The organism is Kitasatospora sp. NPDC057198 (genome assembly GCF_042670125.1).
GTDB lineage: Bacteria > Actinomycetota > Actinomycetes > Streptomycetales > Streptomycetaceae > Kitasatospora.
The window spans coordinates 1-20,738 of the sequence record NZ_JBHUWH010000027.1; the positions used below are offsets into that span (position 1 = coordinate 1).

A 20,738-nucleotide genomic window follows, 5' to 3' on the forward strand; every position below is an offset into this window, starting at 1 on the left:
CGTCCGAGGCTGACGTCCGGGCCCGGACGCCCGGGTCTGGCGGCCGAGGCTGGCGTTCGGGCCTGGCGCTCGGGTCTGACGTCCGGGCCTGGCGTTCGGGCCTGACGTCCGGACCGGTTGTCAGGCCGGGGGCGCGCCGCTGCCTCCGGCCAGGCGGGTGAGCCACTCGGCGAGCAGGCGCTGCTCGGCGTCGCTGAGCGCGCCGCTGTCGTCGGGGAGGGCGGCCCGCAGGGCCCGGGCGGCGGGGGCGGGCCCGGACTCCGCGGCGGGGACGGCCGGTTCGGCGCAGGTGACGGCCGCGACCATCGATTCGCGCATGGTGGCCAGCAGCGCCGGATCGCGGTGCTCCGCGGGGGTGGCGTGCCAGGTGGCGACCACGCCCAGGCCGGTGGCCCGGATGATCTGGGCGGCCAGCTTCTCGTCGACCCGCAGCCACCCCGCGGCCGCCAGCCGGCGCACCCGTCCGTACAGGATCTCCAGGCCCGCGCGGTGAGCCGCGCCCGACTCCGAGCCGGTGGCCCGGCTCATTACGGCGAACAGCTCCGGGCGCGCGACCCCGAACTCCACCACCATGTCCCAGCCGCGGCGCAGTTCCTCCACCGGATCCTCCGGGGCGGGGTCGAGCCCGGCGCGCTTGCTCGCCAGGAACTGCGCGTAGCCGTGCTCGGCGACCGCCTCCAGCAGCCCGTCCTTGTCGCCGAAGAGGCGGTAGATGGCGGGCGGCTGCACCCCGGCGGCGGCGGCGACCGCCCGGGTGCTCATCGCGTCGGGGCCGCCGCTCTCCAGCAGCTCGACGGCGGCCTCGACGATGCGCTGCCGCGGGCCGCCGGTGGTGTCACGAGTAGGCATGTATCGATGGTACCGATTTATTGATTCCACCGTTAGTTCCAGTGTTATCGTTGAAGTGATTCCACTGGAAACACGGTTGGGAGAACCCCGTGATCATCGTGACCGGAGCCACCGGCGCACTCGGCCACCGCATCGTCGAACGCCTGCTGGAGCGCCTTCCCGCCGACCGCGTCGGCGTCAGCGTCCGAGACCCCCGCAAGGCCGAGGACCTCGCCGACCGCGGCGTCCGCGTCCGGCCCGGCGACTTCGACGACCCCGACTCGCTCGCCCACGCCTTCGAGGGCGCCGAACAGGTGCTGCTGGTCTCCCTCGACCGCACCGGCGAGGAGTGCGTCACCGGCCACCGCGCCGCGATCGACGCCGCGGTCCGGGCCGGCGCCGCCCGCATCCTGTACACCAGCCAGATGGGCGCCGCCCACGACTCCCGCTTCCGGGCCTGCCGGGACCACGCCCGCACCGAGGACCTACTGCGCGCCACCGGCCTGCCCTGGACGGCACTGCGCAACGGCTTCTACACGGCCAGCGCCCTGCGGTTCCTGGAAGCCGCCCGCCACAGCGGTGACATCGCGCTGCCCGCCGACGGCCCCGTCGCCTGGACCGGCCACGACGACCTCGCCGAGGCCACCGCGGTGATCCTGACCGCCGAGGGCCGCTTCGAGGGCCCCACGCCGCCGCTCACCGCCGGGGCCGCACTCGACTTCGACGCCGTCGCCGAGGTGGCGGCCCGGCTCACCGGCCGGCCCTTCACCCGCACCGCCGTCCCCGACGAGGTCTTCCGCGAGCAGACCGTGGCGCACGGCGCCCCCGCCCCGATCGCCGACCTGCTGGTGAGCATCTTCGCGGCGGCCCGCGACGGCGAGTTCGCCACCGTCGACCCGACGCTGGCCGAACTGATCGGCCGGGAACCCGCCGGCTTCCCCGCCCTGCTGGAGCGCGCCTGGGCCGCGTAGCCCGCGCCGCAGCACGGCCCTGGGGCGTCCGCCGCCCGCCGCCACGCGGCGCCCCGGGCCCAGCGGCCTACCGCGGGCGGCGGAAAGTCGAACGGCCTTGGCGCGCGGCCCCGTTAGCATCGGACGATGTCCGAACTGGAGCAGTTGCGTCCCGACCACGCCCCGGCGGTCCTGGCCTTCGAGACGGAGAACCGCCGGTACTTCGCGGCCACCGTCTTCGACCGCGGCGACGAGTTCTTCGCGCGGTACGAGGACCGGTACCGGTCCCTGCTGGCCGAACAGGAGGGCGGTGGCTGCGCCTGCTACCTGCGCGTCGCCGCGGACGGCGCGGTGCTCGGCAGGTTCAACCTGATCGACATCGCGGGCCGCGGCGCGAAGCTCGGCTACCGCGTCGCCGAACACGCCACCGGCCGCGGCCTGGCCACCGCTGGCGTCGAGGAGCTGTGCCGACTCGCCCGGACCCGGCACGGGCTGACCGTGCTGCTGGCGGCCGCCGCCACCGACAACGCCGCCTCCCGCAGGGTGCTGGCCAAGACGGGCTTCATCCCGGTCGGCCCCGCCGCCCCGGAGGAACTCGGTGGCAGACCCGGCACCTGGTACCGGCGCGAACTGGGCGGCGCGGAGGGAGCGGGAGGGGAGTAGACGAGAGGGGAGTAGGCGCCGGACGGGGACGGCTCAGCCGTTGGTGGGGCTGGGCGCGGGAGCGGGGGAACGGCCCGGCTCCGGTCTCGGTTCCGGGGCGGGTGGCGGGCCGGGGGTGGAGCCGGGGATGGGGTCGGGGCCGGGGCCGGGGGCCCGGTGGGCGGCGAGGAAGGCGACGGTGGCGGCGCCCCAGCCGAACTCCTCCGCCCTGGCTCGGGCCGCGGCCCGCCGCTCCGCTTCCGGACGCTCCAGCAACTCCCTTACCGCGAGGGCGAATCCGGCCCCGGTATCAGCCGCCGCGAGACCGGCCCGGCCGACCACCTGGGGCAGCGCGGAGGAGCGGCTGACCGCGACGGGAGTGCCGCAGGCCAGGGTCTCCAGCGCGGCCAGCCCGAAGGTCTCCACCGGGCCCGGGGCGATCGCCGCGTCCGCCGTGGCCAGCAGCGCCGCCACCGCGGAGCGCTCCGCGAGGTGCCCCAGGAACCGTACCGGGAGCCGCAGTTGACGAGCCTGCCGCTCCAGCCGGCCGCGCAGTGGACCCGCCCCCGCGACGGCCAGCACGGCCGGGACGCGGTGCCGGCGGCGCAGTTCGGACAGCGCCTCCAGCGCCCGCTCGGGCCGCTTCTCCCCGGACAGCCGGGAGCACATCACCAGCAGCACCTGCCGCGGATCGGCCAACTCCGCCCGCAGCGAGGGGTCGTGGCACTCCGGGCGCATCGTCTCCAGGTCCACCCCCAGCGGTGCCCGCTCGACGTTGCGGGCGCCGATCCGCTCGAACTCCTCGGCCGCCCACGCCGTCGTGCACAGCACCGTGTCGTAGCTCCGCGCGGTACGGGAGTTGAGCCGGTCCGCGAGCCGCCGTGCGGTGCCGGGCGGCACGCCCCGGGCGCCGAGCACGCCGGTGGCGCTCTCGTGCGAGACCATCATCGACCGCACCCCGTGCGCCCGCGCCCACCCACCCGTCCAGCGCAGCGTGGTGCGGTCCGACACCTCCAGCCGGTCCGGTGCCAACTCCGCCAGCAGCGCGGCGAGTCGGCGCCGGCCGCCGAGCACCCGGTAGCCGCCGGTGCCCGGGACGCGCGGGCCGGGCAGCGTGATCACCCGGCCCTGTTCGGTCCACTCGTCGCGGTGGGCCGGGCCCGGCACCACCAGCACCGGTCGGTGGCCCGCCGCCAGATAACCCGCGCCGAGGTGCCGCAGCGCCGTCCGCAGGCCGCCCGAGACCGGGGTGACGAAGTTCGCCACCCGGACGATGCACAACCCGCCGTCCGTACGGGCCGGTTCACGGTTCACGCGGGCTGCTCCTCGACCGAGAGCGGGACGGGGGAAACGGCGGGGGCGGAACCGGGCGCGGGGGAGGGGGCCCCGGCCTGGCGGGGCGCCGGGACGCCGCCGAGGAGCGGCTGCGCGGCGGACGCCACCGGGGCGGCGGTGCCGGCAGGGGTGGCGACAGGGGTGGGGGCAGGGGCGGCGGGCTCGGCAGTGGGCGGGGCGGCGGCCCGGGTGCGCTGCCGGTGTTCGGCGAGCACCTCCTCGTAGTGCCGGATCAACTGGTCGCCGACCGCCTCCCACGTCCGGCCGGTGACCTCGGCCCGGCCCGCCGCGCCGTACCGGGCGCGCAGTTCGGGAGCGGCGGCGAGTTCGGCGACGGCCCGCGCGACGGCACCCGGGTCACGCGGGGCGACCAGCAGTCCGGTGCGCCGGTGGCCGACCAGGTCGAGCGGACCGCCGACCGCCGGGGCGACCACCGGGACGCCGCTGGCCATCGCCTCCTGGACGGTCTGGCAGAAGGTCTCCAACGGCCCGGTGTGCACGAACAGGTCCAACGAGGCGAAGCAGCGGGCGAGTTCGGTGCCGGTGCGGCGGCCGAGGAACACCGCGCCGGGCATCGCCGCCTTCAACGCGGGCGCGCTCGGACCGTCCCCGATCACCACCACCCGTACGCCCGGCAACCGGGACGTCTCCGCCAGCAGGTCGACCCGCTTCTCCGGGGCGAGCCGTCCGACGTACCCCACCAGCACCTCGCCGCCGGGGGCCAGCGCGCGGTGCAGCGCCTCGTCCCGGTGCTCGGGGTGGAAGCGGGCCGAGTCCACCCCGCGCGCCCAGATCCGCACCTGGCGCACCCCGTGCGCGGTGAGGTCCTGCGCGGCCGGGGTCGACGGCGCGAGCGTGCGGGCCGCGGCGCGGTGCACCGAGCGGATCCGCGCCCAGGCGATCGCCGAGCCGATGCCCCGGCCCATCCGGTACGCCTGCGCGTACCCTGCCAGGTCGGTCTGGTAGACCGCCACGGTCGGCAGGCCGAGGCGCTCGGTGAGCCGGGCGGCCCGCGCGCCGAGAACGAACGGACTGGCCAGGTGCACCACGTCCGGCCGGTGGGCGGTCAGGGCGGCGGCCAGCCGGCGGCCGGGCAGCGCGATGCGCACCTGCGGGTAGCGCGGCAGCGGGACGGAGGGAACGCGCACCACCGGCAGCGCCTCCCGGTCCGGGCCGAAGGACTGCGGCGGGCAGTGCGCACCCCGGGCCGGGGCGGGGGTGATCACCAGGGGCTGGTGGCCCCGCCGGACGAGGTGCTCGGCAGCCCTCAGCACGCTGTGGGCCACGCCGTTGACCTCGGGCGGGAAGGACTCGGTGACGATGGCGACTCGCATGCCAACGTTGTGACCAACCGGGGCGTGCGGTCAGCCAAAGGGATCTTTCGCGCAGACGAACGTCTGCCGCCATTTCCGCACTGGTGTGTGAATGCCGGATCCGGGTGGGGAGCGGGGGTGGGAGTAGGTGCGGGACGGGGAGGACGGGGCGGGCCGTCCGGCCGGGGAGCGCCGTCCGTGGGTGCTTTGCGGCGTTTTGTCCGAGTAATCTGGCGGGATGGAACATGCGGGAGGGGAGACGGCGCAACCCGCCGACGGGCCACCGGCGAACGGGTCCGGCGGCCCGCCCGCGCCCGGTGCTGCTGTCGGTGGTGCCGGTGCCGGTGTCACGGCTGGTGGCGCCGGTGCCGGTGTCGCGGCCGCCGGTGTCGTCACCGTCGACGGGGCGGGTGGCGGGGCGGCCGGTGAGCTGTGGCGGGCCGTCCGGCACGACACCGGGCGGCTGCCCGAGCACCTGGCCGTACTGGCGGTGCACCAGGAGTCCGGGCCGGCCGCGAAAGCCGTGGCTGGACTCTCCGGGACGGTCGCCGAGCGGCGCACCGCGGTCATCACCCACGGCATCCGGTTGAACCTGGTCGAGGGCTGCGTGATCGGCGGGCCGCTCGTCCTGCTCGTCCCGGTGGCGTTCTGCGCCGCGATGCTCGCCCAGGCCCGGATGGTCCTCGAACTCGCCACCCTCGCCGGGGCCGACGGCGACGCCACCGGGCGCAGCGCCGAACTCCTCGTCCTCCAGGGCGTGTACCCCACCGTCGCGGAGGCCCGGTCCGCGCTGGCCGCCACCGCCGCGGAGGACGCCGCCCCCAAGGCCGGGCCGCAGCCCCGCCCGTCCCGGCTGGACATGATCCGTCGGATGATCTACCTGCTCGGGCTGGTCGCGATCGGCGAGGACCACCGGGGCCGGGTCCGCCGGATCGCCGGCTGGGTCGGCACCGGCCTGCTGGTGGCCGTCGGCCTCGCCTTCCCCGTGGTGTGGATCCCGGTCATGGGGCGCGCCAACGTCCGCGCCACCACCGCCCTCGCCCAGCGCGCCACCGCCTTCTACTGGCCCGGGGAGGCGGCCGCGTCCGGCAACGACCCGCGGCCCGAGGAGGCGTACGCCCGCACCGCCACCATCGCCGTCCTCGGCCAGACCCTGCTGGCCCTGCTGCTCCCGATCGCGGCCTTCCTGTTCGTGCTCTTCCTCGGCTTCGACCTGGTCGGCGGGCACCTCGCGACCGCCTTCCTGGTAGCCCTCGCGGCCGGCGCGGCCTACGCCGCCGACCGGGCCCGCCGAGCCCGCGGCTCCCGCGGCCCGCGCGGTCCGCGCCGCTCCCGGCACCCACGGCGTCCGCACAGAGGCGACGGTGCGGCCCACCGGTGATCGGTGCGGATGGCGCTGGAACTGCCGGGCGGGCCTGGGCCTGCCAGGTCCGGGTGCCCGTGGTCCGGGGTGCTCCCGGCTTCCGTACGGAGGCGGCTGGGCATCCCGCAGCAATTCGTCAGGTCGGCTCCCGAATTCCCGGGACGGGTCTGCCGGGCCCGGATTTCCGCGCTCGGGGCCGTGTGCGATGCGCCGCAGTGATTCGTCAGGGCGACTCCCGAATTGCCCGTTTCGGGCGGTACGGCCGGGCGGGGCGGCCGATGGGCCCAGTGGCAGAGTGGCCGGCGTACGAGAGGTGCTGATCGACCAGGCCAGGAGGCTCGTCGCCGAGCTCCACCCCGAGGCGTCGGCGGCGGTGCTGGCCGGCTCCGTGGCCGCGGGCCGGGCCCGGACGGGCAGCGACCTCGACCTGGCCGTGCTGCTGCCCGACGGGCAGGGCACCCACCGTGAGACGCTGCGCCACGAGGGCCGGGGGGTCGAGGGTTCGCGCACACCCGCACCGGGCTGGACGAGCTGCGGGCCTTCGCCGCGGCCTCCCGCCGCGGGGTGGTCCAGCAGCCGTAGGCGACCGGGCTGATCCTGCTGGACCGCGACGGGCACGCCGCCCGGACCGCCGAGGACCGCCGAGGACCGCCGGACCGAACTGCTGGCCGGACCGCCCCCGTCGGCGGCCGAGCAGCGTGAGAACCTGCGGTACGCGCTGACCGGCCGCCTGCTGGACGACCTGCGTGACGCCCCGGACCGGCTGGAGGCGCCGGCCGTCGGTGCCGAGGTGCTCCGCGCCGCCGCCGACCTGCTCAGCGACCACCACCGGGCCTGGACCGGAACGGGCAAGTGGTTCCCGCGCCGCCTGCTGTCCGCCGCCGCGACCGTACTCGACCTGGTCGGCGGCCCGCTCTCGGCCGGGTACCACCGCAGCCGGCCCCGGCCCCGGCCGGCGGCAAGCGCTGACGGCTGCCCGCCGGGACGGCCCGACCCGGCGCAACCGGACGGCGCCGCGACCGCGTCGTTGGGTACCGGGCGCGACCGCGTGCCGGGCCGTGCGCCGGGGCCGTGCGCTGCGGCTGTGTGCTGCGGCCGTGTGCTGCAGGGAGACCGGAGAGCGCCGGAAGAGCGCGACGAGGCGGGGACGGGTGGGCCGGGCGATGACGAGGACGGCGGGCGCTGCGAAGGCGGCCGCCCCGGGGCGGACGGCGGGCGTGGTGCCGTGGGGAGTGGCGGCGGGCGCGCTCGCCTGGGGCCTCGCGGGGGCATGGCGCGCCGCGCACGAGGCCAACTACCCGTGGAACGCCTGGACCCCGATCGGGTACGGCGCGGCGAAGGGCGTCCTCCTGGGCGCCCTGGCCGGCTGGTGCGCGACCCTGCTGCTCCGCCGGGCCACCGCCGCCCGGCGCGGACCGCTCGCCCCGGCGTTCCTCGGGGCCCTGTCGGGCGGCCTGCTGCCGGGCAGTGTCCGCGACTTCCTCGGGGAGCCCCGGCCCGAGACGCTCTACTACTTCGACGGGCCCCGGCCCGACGCGCAGTGGTACTGGGGTCCGCTGCTCGCCGAGTGGCTGACCCACACCGTGCTGCCCGCGCTGGGCTGCGCGCTGCTCATCACGGCCGGTGTCCGGCTCTCGGCCCGGTTCTCCCGCCCCCGTGCCCTCGGCAGGGCGGTTCTGGCCCTGACGGGGGCGGGCCTGCTGCTCCTACCGTCGGTGGCGTCCGCCGGCCTGCCCGCCCCGGTGGGCAACGGGCGGCACGTCAACGAGTCGGCCGAGACCGGGATGGTGGTCGTGGCCGTCGCGTTCGGCGTGCTCACGGTCGCGCTGGTCCCACGGAGAGGCAAGGGGCGCCCGGACGTTCCGGGGCCGGGGCCGGGTTCGGGCTCGGGCCCGGTCCGGGCTCCGAGCCCGCCGGCCGACGGCCGGAGGCGCGCCTGACCGGACGGCAGCGGGTCCGGAACCCGGGAGGCGGCGGGTGCGTTGGGCCGCGGCCCGGGCGCTGCCGGGTCAGGACGGCCGGGGGCGGGCCCGGGCCACCAGCAGCGCGATGTCGTCCTCGGCGTCCTGCGGGGCCAGTTCGGCCAGGGCGGCGTCCAGCAGCGAGTCGAGTGGGCGGTCGGAGGGCAGGCGCAGCGCGGACAGGCGGGCCAGCGAGACGTCGATGTCCTCGCCGCGCCGCTCCACCAGGCCGTCGGTGTAGAGCAGCAGGGCGTGGTCCGCGCGCAGTTCCATGGTGGTCTGCTCGTACCCGCCGACCCCGGTGCCCAGCGGCGGGCCGGTCGGCACCTCGACCAGCTCGGTGGCGTGCGGGGTGAGCAGCGCGGGCGGCAGGTGGCCCGCCCCGGCGAGGGTCCAGCGGGCGCGGGCCGGGTCGGCGAGGGCCAGGACGCAGGTGGCCGGGCGGGCGTTCTCCTGCTCGGCGATCAGCGCGTCGAGCTGGCGCAGGATCCGGTGCGGCGGCAGGTCCGTCGCGGCGACGTAGCGCAGCGTGGAGCGGTAGTTGCTCATGTCGACGGCGGCCTCGACGCCGTGGCCCATCACGTCGCCCATCGCGAGCAGCGTCCGTCCGAACGGCAGCCGCACCGTCTCGTACCAGTCGCCGCCGACCACCGAGGTGATCCCGGACGGCAGGTAGCGGGAGGCGAGTTCGAGGTTGGGGTGCGGGCTGCCGGGCTCGGCGAGCAGGGCCCGCTGGAGTTCCAGGGCGGTGTTCTGCGAGCGGGCGTAGCGCCGGGCGTGGTCGAGGGTGAGCGCGGCGCGCCCGGCGACGGCGGCGAGCAGTTCGGTGTCCTCGCCGGTGAAACCGAGCGAACCGCCGTGCGTCCGGGCCAGGGTGAGCACCCCGATCGGCCGCCCGCGGGCGGTCAGCGGCACCGCGAGCAGGCAGTCCACGCCGGCGGCCCGGTACGCGGACAGGGCGTCCTCGTCCGGTGCGAGCGCCGCGAGTTCGTCGGCGGACAGCAGGTTGGCCACCACCGGGCGGCCCTCGGCGAGCGCCCGGCCGGCCACCGAACCGGGGCGGTGGCGCACCGTGCCGCCCGTCGGGACGGGCGGCCGCGCGTCCGCCGCGGGCCCCCGGTCGAGGGGGGCGGGCCGGGCGAGCGCGGCGGCCCGCCGCAGTCGGGGGCGCGGCCGGTCCGGGCCGGTGGCGGCGTCCGGGCGTGTCGCGGGGGCGGCGCCGGCGGCGGTGTCGGCGGCAGTGTCGGGCGTGTCGAGCGGCAGCACGTCGACCAGGGCGAGGTCGGCGGAGCCGGGGACGGCGAACGCGGCGAGCTCCGCGCAGGTGGTGTCCGGGTCGAGGGTGGTGCCGATCCGCCCCGCCCCGGCCTCCAGCAGGGCGAACCCGGCCCGGACGCGTTCGAGTTCCGCCCGGTGGGCGTCGGCGCCGCCGGGCAGCACGACCAGCACCCCGGTCGGCGCGCCCGCCACCTCCAGGCGGCGGAAGTCGGCGGCACGCCCGGCGAACCTTCCCGAGCGGGGCCGCCCGTCGGCCAGGACGCGCGGGAGCGCCGGGTCCGGGTCCGTGACGGCGCGCCCCAGCACGGCAGTCGGCGACACGTCGGTGACCTGCTGGAACGACGGGTTCAGGTAGCGCCAGCGCAGGCCGGCGTCGAGCACCGCCAGCGCGACGGGCAGTTGGTCGAGCAGGGCGTCGGCCAGCGCGCCGCGGTCCACCCGCAACGCCGCGGAGGCGGCGGTGAGCAGCGAACCCGTCGAGTCGCCGCCCGCCGGTTCGGGCCGCACCCGTGATCCCTCCCTCACCACGTCCCCCCCGCGGAACCGTCCGCGGGCGCGGCACGCCGCCGCACCGCACATTGGCGTACGCCGCCGCACCGCATGCCGTCGCACCGTACGTTGCCGCACCGCACATCGGCGTACCGCACGGCTCGGGTACGGCTCGATGCGCCGCCTCCCGGGTGATCCGCACCCGGGGACCGCACCATACTCGGTCGAACCGTCCGAACCCGAACCGGGCGCGGGGAGAATTCCGCTGGGAGCGAGCTTTTTTGCCAACCGGTGTCCTGCTGCCCGCAGAGCCGGCCCGCGCCCCGCCCGGAGGGGCGCGGGGCCACTGGTGCGGACCGGTCCGGGCGGGCGGGGAGAATGGAGCCGACCGCCACCCCGCCACAGGAGAGCCCGCACCGTGACCGATCAGCAGCACCCCGCCCCGACCGGCCGTCGACTCGAGCTGCTCGCCGACTGCTCCGCCTGCTTCGGGCTGTGCTGCGTCGCCCTGCCCTTCGCCAAGTCCGCCGACTTCGCGGCGAACAAGAACGCGGGCACGCCCTGCCGCAACCTGCAGGCCGACTACCGCTGCGGGATCCACCCCGACCTGCGCGAACGCGGCTACCAGGGCTGCACGGTCTTCGACTGCTTCGGGGCCGGGCAGAAGGTCTCCCGGCACACCTTCGGCGGACGCAGCTGGCGCGAGGACCGGGACACCGCCCGGCAGATGTTCGAGACGTTCCCGGTGATGCGCCAACTGCACGAACTGCTCTGGTACTTGGCCGAGGCGCTGGAGCTGCCGAAGGCCCGGCCGGTGCACGCCGAGCTGCGCCGGACGTTCGACGGGATCGAGGAGCTGACCCGCCGGGACGCGGCCGCGCTGACCGCCGCCGACGTGCCCGGCATCCGGGCCGGGGCGAACGAACTCCTGCTCAAGGCAAGCGAGTTGGCCCGCGCCGCAGTGCCCGGCAAGAAGCGCAACCACCGGGGTGCCGATCTGATCGGGGCCCGCCTGCGCGGTGCGGACCTGCGCGGCGCCAACCTGCGCGGCGCCTACCTGATCGCGGCCGACCTGTCCGGCGCCGACCTGCGGGAGGCCGATCTGATCGGTGCCGACCTGCGGGACGCGGACCTGCGGGGCGCCGACCTGACCGGCGCACTGTTCCTCACCCAGGCCCAACTCAACGCCGCCAAGGGCGATTCCACCACCCGCCTCGGCGCCGCGCTGGCCCGCCCCGCGCACTGGTGATCCCCGACTGAGCCCTGGCCCCGGGCGCCGCTCGGGCCCCGCACAGGCTTCTACCAGGCTTCGCCCCGGCCCTGTCCGGGCGCCGCCGCCCGGCGCGCGAGGGGGCGCGCAGGGGCGCGCGCGTACCCCCGAATCGGGATTAATTGCCTGCGGTCGGACCGGAAGCGGGCGTATGGTCATGAACTCCCCGACGCGAGAGGAGGATCATCCGCGATGGGAATGTTCAAGGACGCGCCACCCAGCGAGCATCCGGACTTCACCCAACTGCGGTTCATGGCCGCCGGTACGCCCTCGTGGTGGAAGCGCAACCGCCACAAGGCACTGGGCGTGGCGGGCCTGCTGGCCGGCTTCTGGCTGGCCAGCCACTACAACACCGCAGCCCCTGCCGCTTCCTGCACCCCGACCGCCGGCACCGAAACGTCCGCCCCGGCCCCGCAGGGCGCGGTCGCGGGGCGCTGACCCCGCCCGTGCGGCCGGTGCACGCGGCACCGACCCCCGGTTCCCCTTCGCGTCCGGAGGGGAACCGGGGGCCGGACCACCAATGGCAGGGGGAGAGTTGACGTCGCGTCAGCTCATGCCCGTCACTTGCCGCTGTCGCGCAGCGCGGTGAGCGTCGCATCGAGGGCGGCGCCGGAGTCGCGCGGACGGTTGTAGGGGAGCCTGCCGAGCAGCGAGCCCATCGCGCAGGTGTTGCTGACGGCCGAGAACAGCAGGCCGCCACCGACCGCGGCCGACACCCAGCGCACGCCGGGGACGGCCACGTCCACGACGACGCCGGCCAGCACCAGCGAACCGGCCACCAGGCGGACCTGCCGGTCCATCGCCCAGCGGGGCTTCTGGCCGGGCACCTGGTTCAGCGGTCCGCCGTTGGCAGCCCAGGCGGAGGTGCCGCCGTCGACGAGCAGTGCCTGCACACCGGCCGAGGCGAGCTGCTCGCAGGCGTTCAGGGCACGGGCGCCGGAGGCGCAGACGACGGCCAGTTCGCCGCGCTCGGCGGCGGCTCGCAGGGCGGGCAGGGCCTGCGTCAGCCGGTCGAGCGGCACGTTGTGGGCGCCGGGGATGTGGCCGCCGGCGAACTCGCCGGGGGAGCGGACATCGATGACGGTCAGCTGGTGCAGGCGGGGCTGGAGCTGTTCGACGGTCAGAGGCATGGTCATCGGAGCGGGTGAACCCTTCGGGAGGAGACGGCCCCGGCGCGTACGGACGGGCCGGGTCGGGGGGAGTGGGAAGGCGGGGAGCGGCCGAGGACGCCTGAGCGGCACCGGGAGCCGGAAAGGCGCGGGGAGCGGTGTCACCGCAGGTGGGCGGCGTCCGGGCGGTACGTTCGGGCGACTCGACGGGGGCGTCAGGGCACGGTGTCGGAGCACGGCGTCAGAGCACGGCGTCCACCAGCATCAGGGCGGCGACCGCCAGCAGCGCCCCGGCGAACAGCCGTTGCAGCGTGCGGCCGGACAGCTTCGCGGCGAGCCGCTTGCCGTCCCAGGCGCCCAGGATCGCGGCGGCGGCGAACGGGCCCACCGTCGACCAGGGGATCTCGGCGGACGCGCCCAGCCGGGGCAGCAGTGCGGCCAGCGAGTTCAGGGTGATCACCAACAGGCTGGTGCCGATCGCCTCGGCCATCGGGAAGCCCAGGAAGGACACCAGCGCGGGCACCGCGAGGAACCCGCCGCCGACGCCCAGCACCCCGGTCGCCGCGCCCAGCCCGGCGCCCGCCAGCGCGGCCCGCCGCGCGGGGACGGGTGCGGCGGAGACGCCGGCGGCCACCGGGAGCGGGCACAGCTCGGGGTTCATCCGCGCGGGGATCATCTCCGTGGAGACGATCACCGGCGACCCCGCGCCGCCGGTCACCGTACTGCCGGGCACCGTGCCGCCGGGCGCCGTACTGCCGGATGCGGTACGGCCGGGCACCGCGCTGTCGGAGGCCGGGCCGGTGGCGGGTCCAGGCAGCAGCCGGGCGACCGCCGCCGACCCGAGGGCGGAAGGCAGTTCCGCCGCAGGTCCGATGCTCGGCGCGCGGCCGGTGTCGCCGCCCCGTCCGCCGGCCAGCATCCGCCAGGCGGCCAGTCCGGCCAGCAGCGCGAACGCGGCGGTCAGCGCGGGGCCGGGCAGGTGGCGGGAGAGCGCGCCGCCGAGCGCGGCGAACGGCAGTCCGGCCGCACCGAACAGTAGGCCCTCGCGCCAGCGGACGCGTCCGGCTCGGGCGTGGGCGAGCAGGCCGGTGAGCGAGGTCGCGGCGACGATCAGCAGGCTGGCGGTGGTCGCGGCGCCGGGCGTCAGCCCGATCAGGTAGATCAGCGCGGGGACGGCCAGCATGCTGCCGCCGCCGCCGAGTCCGCCCAGTGCCAGGCCGACCACCGCGCCGGCCATCAGCGCGAGCAGGACGGTGCTCATATCGTCCCGCCGCAGCGACACTCGCCCCGGTGCAGGGGCTGCCCGTTCCGGTGCAGGGGCTGTCCGCCCCGGTGCACGGGCAGTCCGTCCCGGAGCCAGGCGCGCATGCCGCCCACCACGTTCACCGTCGGCACCCCGCGCGCGTTCAGCAGTTCGGTGGCGGTCTGCGAGCGGTTGCCGGAGCGGCACACCGCCAGCACCAGCCGCCCGCCGCCCGCGGCCCGTACGGCGTCCGCGGCCCGCGCGGCGTCCGGGCTCCCGGTGGCGCCGAGGTCGCCGAGCGGGAGCAGCAGGGCGCCGGGCGCGTGCAGTTCGGCGTGCTCCTCGGGCTCGCGCACGTCGAGCAGCAGCGCCTCACCGGCGGCGGCCAGGCGGTGCGCCTCGGCGGGGTCGATCTGCGCGGGCGCGGGCGGCTGGGGGGTCCAGGCCACGGTGTCCTCCTGGGAACTGGCGGGCGGTACGGGGGTCCGGCGGGTTCCCGGGCGGCGGGCCGTCCTCGGGAAGATACCGGCGGGGGTATATCGTTGGTCTCGAGCATATACCCCCACCGGTATTGGCCGGGCAGGGCTCCTGGCGGAGAACTGCCTGCAATAATACCTAGGGGGGTATCGAAGTCCGCAGGTCCGCGTGCGGCGCCCGCCCCAGGGCGCCCCGGCCGCCGACCGCGCCCGACGCAGAGAACCCCACGCAGAGAAGAGGACACCCGTGTTCTTCGCCCAGTACTACCTCGACTGCCTCTCCCAGGCTTCGTACCTGATCGCGGACGAGACCACCGGCCGCGCCGTCGTGGTCGACCCGCGCCGGGACGTGGACGAGTACCTCGCCGAGGCCGAGGCCCGCGGCTTCACCGTCGAGGGCGTCATCAACACCCACTTCCACGCCGACTTCCTCTCCGGGCACCTCGAACTCGCCGACCGCACCGGTGCCTGGATCGGCTACGGCCGCCGGGCCGAGACTGAGTACCCGATCCGCAAGCTCGCCGACGGCGAACGGATCAGCCTCGGCGAGGTCGTCCTGGAGATCATGGAGACGCCCGGCCACACCCCCGAGTCGGTCAGCGTCCTGGTCCGCGAGAAGGCCGGGGACGCCGTCCCGTACGGCGTGCTCACCGGCGACGCGCTGTTCGTCGGCGACGTCGGCCGCCCCGACCTGCTGGCCTCCGCGGGCGTCACCGCCGACCAGCTCGGCCGGATGCTCTACGACAGCGTCCAGCGCAAGCTGATGGCGCTGCCCGACGAGGTCCGGGTCTTCCCCGCGCACGGCGCCGGATCCGCCTGCGGGAAGAACCTGTCCACCGAGCGGCAGTCCACCGTCGGACAGCAGCGCGCCACCAACTACGCCTGCGCGCCGATGACCGAGGACGAGTTCGTGGCCATCGTCACCGCCGGACAGCCCACCGCCCCCGGCTACTTCGGCTACGACGCCGACCTCAACCGCCGCGACCGCGAACTGTTCGACGCCGCCGCCCTCGCCGTCCCGCTGGACGCCGACGCCTTCCTCGCCCGCCGCGCCGAGCCCGGCACCGTCGTGGTCGACGCCCGGGACCCGCTGGAGTTCGCCGCCGGACACCTCGCCGGGGCCGTCAACGTCCCCGCCGACGGGCGCTTCGCCGAGCAGAGCGGCACCGTCCTCGACCCGGCCTGGCCGCTGCTGGTGATCGCCCCGGAGGGCCGCGAGCAGGAGACCGTCACCCGGCTGGCCCGGATCGGCTTCGACCGCGTCGCCGGCTACCTGGCCGACCCCGAGAGCGCCTTCCGCGGCGCCCCCGAGCAGATGCGCCAGGCCCCCCGCCGCACCGTCGCCGACCTGCGCGCCGAACTCGCCGGAGCCGAACCCCCGTTGGTCGTCGACGTCCGCGGCGAGGGCGAGCGGGCGGACGGGCACATCCCCGGCTCCGTTCACCTCCCGCTGGCCGAACTCCCGCACCGCCTCGCCGAGATACCGCGGGACCGCCCCGTCGTCGTGCACTGCGCCGGCGGCCACCGCTCCTCCATCGCGGCCAGCCTGCTGCGCCACCACGGCCACCCGCTGACCTCCGACCTGCTCGGCGGCTACGGCGCCTGGGAGGCCGCGGCCTGACCGCACCACCGCCGCGGCGGGCGCGCAGGGGACGGGTGACTCCGGCGGACGGGGAACTCCGGCGGGCGGGGAATGCGCCGTTCGTCGGGCGGGTTGATACGGGCGGGGGTATGAGTAGAACGTCACGCCGCGTGGCACGGTGCCCCCCGCACCGGCCGGCGCACGGCACGGAACACGGGGCGGGCGACGACCGGCGCCCGCCGAGGACGAGGAGGAGACCCGATGCAGGTGGGCGACGAGGCCGTCGGCGCGGTGCTGAACCGGCTGCGCCGGGCACAGGGCCAACTGGCCGGCGTGATCGCGATGATCGAGGCCGGGCGCGACTGCAAGGACGTGGTGACCCAACTCGCCGCGGTCTCCAGGGCGTTGGACCGGGCCGGGTTCAAGATCGTGGCCAGCGGCATGCGCCAGTGCATGGCCGAGGCGGAGGAGGGCACCGCCCCGATGAGCGAGGCCGAGCTGGAGAAGCTCTTCCTGGCCCTCGCCTGATCCGTCACCCCTGCGGGGGCCTCACCGCTGCGGAGCGTCACCCGCGCGGCGCACCATCCGGACAGGACGCCATTCGTACGGCGCGCCATCCGGACGGGACACCATCCGTACGGGGCGCCATCCATGCGGGGCGTCATTCGCGGCGCCGGGGTGCGGGAGCCGGAACACGCACCGCGCTCCGGCGCGGTGCGTGCGGCCGCGTGTGGTTGCGGGCGGCTGTGCTCAGGCCAGGGTCAGGAACATCTTCTCGAGTTCCGCCTCGGTCATCGGGGCGGCACCCTCCTCGGCCTCCGCGAGGCACTGGCGCATGCCGCTGGCGAGGATCTTGAAGCCGGCCCGGTCCAGCGCGCGCGAGACCGCGGCGAGTTGGGTCACCACGTCCTTGCAGTCACGTCCGGCCTCGATCATCGCGATCACGCCGGTCAGCTGGCCCTGTGCCCGGCGCAGCCGGTTCAGCACCGCGCCGACGGCTTCCTCGTCCACCTGCATCGAGCACCTCCTCGCCCTTCCTGAACTCGCCCGATCATACGGGAGGCGCCCCGACGCCCCGCCCGGCCACCGCACGGCCACCGCCCGGCTACCGTCCGACCTCCGCCGGGAACGGCACCCGGACACCGCCCGGAGGCCCGGCCGCGACCCCGCCGGGGTGGACGGAGCAGGCCGTGCAGGCCGCCGGACCGGGATCCCCCGCGGCGTCCTCCGGGAGCCGCCGCCGGTCGACCACCCGCTGCGCGGCCGCCGCCAGCTGCCGACGCCCCGGGAACAGCGCGGGCGGCAGCTCCGGCAGGAACTCGACCTCCGCGGTCAGGCCCCGCACCGACACCACCCGCCAGAGCGAGGCCAGCAGCCCGTCCTCCCCGACGAACGCGGGGGCGGTGCTGGCCCGCCCGTCCCCGCCGAGGTAACGCAGCGTCACCGGCTGCACGGGGACGTCGGCCCGCACCGCCGCCTCGAACAGCGCCGGACGGAACCGCCCGCCGCCGCGCCCGCACCAGGTGCTGCCCTCCGGGAAGACCACCACCCGCTCGCCCCGGCGCAGCGCCGCCGCGACCTCCTCCACCGTGCCCGGCAGCGCCCGCAGCCGCTCCCGGTCGATGAAGACGGTGCCGCCCCAGGAGATCAGCGGGCCGAGCACCGGCCAGCGGCCGACCTCGGTCTTGGCCAGCATCCGGCCCGGCCGGACCGCCGCGACCAGCAGCACGTCCAGCCAGGAGATGTGGTTGGCCACCAGCAGCGAACCGCCCTCCCGCCGCCCCGCCGCGCCCGCCGACCGCACCCGCACCCGCACGCCCAGCGTGGCCAGCAGCAGCCGCGCCCACCGGCGCACCAGCCGTTCCGCGGGCAGCCAGGCCGGCGCGCGCACCAGCGGTGCCGCCAGCACCCCGGCGACCAGCACCACCAGGCAGCACGCCAGCCGCAGCACCCGGTGCGGCAGGGTCGCCCGGGGTCCGGCGACGCTCACGCACCCGCCGGGCGTGCACGGCGCGGTCGGCAGCCAGGCGCTCATGCCGCCGTGGCCGTTCCGCGCCGGACCCCGCCCGCCGCCTGCACGCCCGCGCCCTCATCGGGGCCGACGCCGACACCCGCGCCCGCTCCCGAGCCCGCCGTCCCGTCGATGATCGCCGAGATCGGCAGGTCCGCCGCGGCCGCCAGGAAGTGCCGCAGGTAGCGCGGGTCGGTGCGCTCCAGCGACAGCAGCACGTACAGGTCCGCCACGTTGAAGTCCGGGTCGTACGCGGGCTCGCCGCACACCCAGGCGCCCAGCCGCAGGTAGCCGCGCAGCAGCGCCGGGACGGGCGTGCGGCCCGTCCGGGCCACGCCCTCGGCCGACCACGGACGCAGCGGGGCGACCCGGTACTGCGGCGGCGCCAGGTGCTTGGTCGAGACGGCGTCCCACACCCCGGCGGCGGTCGCGCCGCCGTCGGCCAGCGGCACCGAGCAGCAGCCCGCCAGCCAGGCGTTGCCGGTGGCGGTCATGTAGCGGGCGATGCCGCCCCACATCAGGTTGATCACCGCACCGTTGCCGCGGTGCGCCTCGGCGATGCAGGACCGCCCGACCTCCACCATGCCGTCCCGCAGCCCGCCGAGCCGGGCCAGGTCGAACTCGGTGTCGGAGTACGTCCGGCCCGCGCGGCGGGCCTGCTCGGGACGCAGCAGCCGGTACGTGCCGACCACCTCGCCGGAGGGCTGCTCGCGCACCAGCAGGTGGTCGCAGAACTCGTCGAACGGGTCGGCGTCCAGACCGGGCAGCGGCGAGTCCAGCACCGCGCCCATCTCGTCCGCGAACACCCGGTGGCGCAGCCGCTGGGCGGCCCGCACCTCCTCCGCGGTCCGGGCGAACGCCAGCTGGTACGAGGGCTGTCGGGGTTCGGCGGGCCGCTTCGGCGACAGCCGGGAGGACTGGGCGGGGAGCTGTCCGGGACGGGCGGGGGCAGTGGTCATGGCGGGACTCTCCGGGGAACTCGGGGCGCGATAGGGTGGCGACGGAAGGCACGGGACGACACGCGACGACACGAGCGCTCGCACCCGGACCGCCGTTCGGGCGGCACCGGCCACGGGCGGCCCCCGTATGTCTCCCCGACCCGCCTGGCCCTGAGGTGACCGGCCGAGGGAGACCAGATGTGCACATGCTGAATGCCGGGTTCGGCCGGTCGGGACGGCAACCCCGGCACACCTGCCGCGGCCTGCGCACGGCGGGATCCGGACGCCACCCGGCCACCCGGCGGACGCCGACTCTTCCCCCGGGGGCCACGCCGTTCTGCCAGCGTTCCCGACATGCCGAACACGGGCGCGAACGCCTACTCGGGCCGGTACCGGTGGCTCGGACTCCTGGGCTCGCTCGCCCTCGCCGCCGGCGGACTCACCTCCGGCGCCCTGCCCGCCGCCGCCACCGGCCCCGCGCTGCGCGCCTCCGGCGGAGCGGGCACCGCCCTGGTCTTCGCGGGCCTGGCCGTCCTCACCGCCGCCTGGCTGCTGCTGGGCCCGCCCGGCCACCGCACCGAAGGCCGACACCCCGCCGCCACCCGCTGGTTGACCACCACCCTGGCCTGGTGGGCCGCCCCGCTGCTGCTCCTGCCCCCGCTGTTCAGCCGCGACGTCTACAGCTACCTCGCCCAAGGGGCCATGCAGGCGGCCGGGTTGGACGTCTACACGGACGGCCCCGCCGCGCTCGGCGGCCCCGTCGCCCAGCAGGTGCCCCCGGTCTGGCAGCACACCCCCGCCCCCTACGGCCCCGGCTTCCTGCTGCTGACCCGGGCCGCCGCACCGCTCGCCGACCACCCGTACGCGGGCACCCTGCTGCTGCGCCTGAGCGCCGTCCTGGCCGTAGCCGCCCTCACCGCCCTGCTGCCCGCGCTCGCCCGCCGCCTCGGCACCGACCCGGCCGACGCGCTGCGCCTGGGCGCGCTCAACCCGCTGGTCCTGCTGCACCTGGTCGCGGGCGCCCACAACGACGCCGTCCCGCTCGCCCTGATGCTGGCCGGCCTGTTCGCCGCCACCCGCCCCCGGCCGCTGACCGCCGCCGCCCTGATCACCCTCGCCGCCCTGGTCAAGGCCCCCGCCGCGCTGGCCCTCCCGGCCGCCTGGTGGCTCGCCGCCGGCGCTGCGGAGGCGGCCGACGGCCAAAGCGTCGGCCCACGTGGGTGGTTGGTCCGTACGGTGGGTGGTCCGGGTGTCGGTGGTCGGCGGGCCGGGGCGATGGTGGGGGAGGGGCCTCAACGTGCCTGCCGGCGGGGGTGGTTGGCGCCCGCGGGCGCCGGGCGGTGGCGGGGGGCTCGGCTTGCCGTGCTGACGGTGGTGGCGGCTGCGGCCACCACGGCCGCCGTCACCGGCGTGGCGGGCACCGGTTGCGGCTGGGTCGGCGCGCTCACCACCCCGGCCAGCGGGAGCAGTTGGTCGCCGACCAGCGGCCTCGGGCGGCTGCTTGCCGGGCTGGCCGGCGCCGCGCCGGAGGGGCCGGTCGCCGGGGCCCGGCTGCTGGGGCTGGTGGTCGCGGCGGGGGTGTGCTGCCTGCTGGCGGTCCGGGTCGTCCACCGGGGGAGCGAACCGCTGGCGGCCCTGGCGCTCGGGTTCGGCGCCCTGGTCGTCCTCGGCCCGGCCTTCCGCCCCTGGTACGCGCTGTGGTGCGCCGTCCCGGCGGCCTTCGCCGTGCGAGCCGCCGGCACCCGTAGAGCAGTCGGACTCGCCTGCGCGGCACTCGCGTTCACCGTCATGCCGGACGGATTCGCACCGGACGCCGCCGAGTTGGTGCTCGCCGCGGGCGGCCTCGCCGCCGGAGCGGCCGCCGTCTCTCTGACACAGCGTCAATTCACCCTGACAGCAAGGCAGGCGGCGTGCTGAGACGTGGCGGTGCGACCGCCGTCCGTGCAGAGC

Annotated in this window: 19 protein-coding genes and 1 pseudogene; 10 read left to right on the top strand and 10 right to left on the bottom strand. The window is 76.7% G+C overall.

From position 1 onward, the window contains the following. Window positions 1-120: 120 nt before the first annotated feature. Window positions 121-849, bottom strand: a complete 729-nt coding sequence (locus tag ACFUEL_RS05500) for a TetR/AcrR family transcriptional regulator (RefSeq protein WP_380234692.1) — start codon at window positions 847-849, stop codon at window positions 121-123. Between the two features lie 89 nt (window positions 850-938). Between ACFUEL_RS05500 and ACFUEL_RS05505 the strand changes: the two genes are divergently transcribed. Together ACFUEL_RS05505 and ACFUEL_RS05510 are read left to right on the top strand one after the other, a co-directional pair. Next, complete coding sequence (locus ACFUEL_RS05505; protein WP_380234693.1) at window positions 939-1,799, top strand: SDR family oxidoreductase; 861 nt, start codon at window positions 939-941, stop codon at window positions 1,797-1,799. Window positions 1,800-1,925: 126 nt separating this feature from the next. After that, window positions 1,926-2,441 carry a GNAT family N-acetyltransferase gene (locus ACFUEL_RS05510; protein WP_380234694.1) on the top strand — a complete coding sequence of 172 codons (516 nt, stop codon included), beginning with the start codon at window positions 1,926-1,928 and terminating at the stop codon, window positions 2,439-2,441. Window positions 2,442-2,474: 33 nt separating this feature from the next. Here the strand turns inward: ACFUEL_RS05510 and ACFUEL_RS05515 are convergent, their stop codons facing one another. Both ACFUEL_RS05515 and ACFUEL_RS05520 read right to left on the bottom strand, forming a co-directional pair. Then, the gene (locus tag ACFUEL_RS05515; RefSeq protein WP_380234696.1) at window positions 2,475-3,734 is read right to left on the bottom strand and encodes a glycosyltransferase; all 1,260 of its coding nucleotides are present in this window, start codon (window positions 3,732-3,734) and stop codon (window positions 2,475-2,477) included. 203 nt (window positions 3,735-3,937) lie between these two features. Then, window positions 3,938-5,089, bottom strand: a pseudogene (locus ACFUEL_RS05520) (glycosyltransferase family 4 protein); the annotation flags it as partial. A gap of 217 nt (window positions 5,090-5,306) precedes the next feature. Here ACFUEL_RS05520 and ACFUEL_RS05525 point away from each other — a divergent pair. The 3 genes from ACFUEL_RS05525 (at window position 5,307) to ACFUEL_RS05535 (ending at window position 8,371) form a co-directional block, all read left to right on the top strand. Further along, complete coding sequence (locus ACFUEL_RS05525; protein WP_380234697.1) at window positions 5,307-6,449, top strand: hypothetical protein; 1,143 nt, start codon at window positions 5,307-5,309, stop codon at window positions 6,447-6,449. A gap of 277 nt (window positions 6,450-6,726) precedes the next feature. Beyond that, complete coding sequence (locus tag ACFUEL_RS05530; protein ID WP_380234698.1) at window positions 6,727-7,026, top strand: nucleotidyltransferase domain-containing protein; 300 nt, start codon at window positions 6,727-6,729, stop codon at window positions 7,024-7,026. Window positions 7,027-7,594: 568 nt separating this feature from the next. Continuing rightward, entirely contained in the window at window positions 7,595-8,371 is a 777-nt protein-coding gene (locus ACFUEL_RS05535; RefSeq protein ID WP_380234699.1) for a hypothetical protein, read from the top strand. 69 nt (window positions 8,372-8,440) lie between these two features. Here the strand turns inward: ACFUEL_RS05535 and ACFUEL_RS05540 are convergent, their stop codons facing one another. Continuing rightward, window positions 8,441-10,177: a SpoIIE family protein phosphatase gene (locus ACFUEL_RS05540; RefSeq protein WP_380234700.1), complete on the bottom strand. Its 1,737-nt coding sequence runs from the start codon at window positions 10,175-10,177 to the stop codon at window positions 8,441-8,443. Between the two features lie 400 nt (window positions 10,178-10,577). Between ACFUEL_RS05540 and ACFUEL_RS05545 the strand changes: the two genes are divergently transcribed. Then, window positions 10,578-11,408: a pentapeptide repeat-containing protein gene (locus ACFUEL_RS05545; protein ID WP_380234701.1), complete on the top strand. Its 831-nt coding sequence runs from the start codon at window positions 10,578-10,580 to the stop codon at window positions 11,406-11,408. 213 nt (window positions 11,409-11,621) lie between these two features. Next, entirely contained in the window at window positions 11,622-11,867 is a 246-nt protein-coding gene (locus ACFUEL_RS05550; RefSeq protein ID WP_380234702.1) for a hypothetical protein, read from the top strand. 122 nt (window positions 11,868-11,989) lie between these two features. On the opposite strand, the gene ACFUEL_RS05555 is transcribed toward ACFUEL_RS05550, so the two are convergent. The 3 genes from ACFUEL_RS05555 to ACFUEL_RS05565 form a co-directional block, all read right to left on the bottom strand. Continuing rightward, window positions 11,990-12,565, bottom strand: coding sequence for a rhodanese-like domain-containing protein (locus ACFUEL_RS05555; RefSeq protein WP_380234703.1), 576 nt, complete (start codon window positions 12,563-12,565; stop codon window positions 11,990-11,992). Between the two features lie 214 nt (window positions 12,566-12,779). Then, window positions 12,780-13,799 (bottom strand): sulfite exporter TauE/SafE family protein, encoded by a 1,020-nt coding sequence (locus tag ACFUEL_RS05560; RefSeq protein ID WP_380234704.1) that lies wholly within the window; start codon window positions 13,797-13,799, stop codon window positions 12,780-12,782. Further along, window positions 13,796-14,230, bottom strand: a complete 435-nt coding sequence (locus ACFUEL_RS05565; RefSeq protein WP_380234705.1) for a rhodanese-like domain-containing protein — start codon at window positions 14,228-14,230, stop codon at window positions 13,796-13,798. Before ACFUEL_RS05565 ends, ACFUEL_RS05560 begins: the two co-directional genes overlap by 4 nt. A 274-nt stretch (window positions 14,231-14,504) precedes the next feature. Here ACFUEL_RS05565 and ACFUEL_RS05570 point away from each other — a divergent pair, with 274 nt between their 5' ends. Both ACFUEL_RS05570 and ACFUEL_RS05575 read left to right on the top strand, forming a co-directional pair. Beyond that, on the top strand, window positions 14,505-15,878 hold the full coding sequence (locus ACFUEL_RS05570; RefSeq protein WP_380234706.1) for a rhodanese-like domain-containing protein: 1,374 nt from the start codon (window positions 14,505-14,507) through the stop codon (window positions 15,876-15,878). A 222-nt stretch (window positions 15,879-16,100) separates the two neighbouring features. Further along, window positions 16,101-16,367, top strand: coding sequence for a metal-sensitive transcriptional regulator (locus ACFUEL_RS05575; protein ID WP_030461631.1), 267 nt, complete (start codon window positions 16,101-16,103; stop codon window positions 16,365-16,367). Between the two features lie 222 nt (window positions 16,368-16,589). Here the strand turns inward: ACFUEL_RS05575 and ACFUEL_RS05580 are convergent, their stop codons facing one another. The 3 genes from ACFUEL_RS05580 to ACFUEL_RS05590 all read right to left on the bottom strand — a co-directional run bounded on the left by ACFUEL_RS05580 (window position 16,590) and on the right by ACFUEL_RS05590 (window position 18,809). Then, entirely contained in the window at window positions 16,590-16,856 is a 267-nt protein-coding gene (locus ACFUEL_RS05580) for a metal-sensitive transcriptional regulator (protein ID WP_380234707.1), read from the bottom strand. Window positions 16,857-16,944: 88 nt separating this feature from the next. After that, window positions 16,945-17,874 carry a lysophospholipid acyltransferase family protein gene (locus tag ACFUEL_RS05585; RefSeq protein WP_380234708.1) on the bottom strand — a complete coding sequence of 310 codons (930 nt, stop codon included), beginning with the start codon at window positions 17,872-17,874 and terminating at the stop codon, window positions 16,945-16,947. Further along, window positions 17,871-18,809, bottom strand: a complete 939-nt coding sequence (locus ACFUEL_RS05590; RefSeq protein WP_380234709.1) for a GNAT family N-acetyltransferase — start codon at window positions 18,807-18,809, stop codon at window positions 17,871-17,873. Before ACFUEL_RS05590 ends, ACFUEL_RS05585 begins: the two co-directional genes overlap by 4 nt. Window positions 18,810-19,142: 333 nt before the next feature. Here ACFUEL_RS05590 and mptB point away from each other — a divergent pair, with 333 nt between their 5' ends. Further along, window positions 19,143-20,705 carry a polyprenol phosphomannose-dependent alpha 1,6 mannosyltransferase MptB gene (gene mptB, locus ACFUEL_RS05595; protein ID WP_380234710.1) on the top strand — a complete coding sequence of 521 codons (1,563 nt, stop codon included), beginning with the start codon at window positions 19,143-19,145 and terminating at the stop codon, window positions 20,703-20,705. Window positions 20,706-20,738 lie beyond the last annotated feature (33 nt).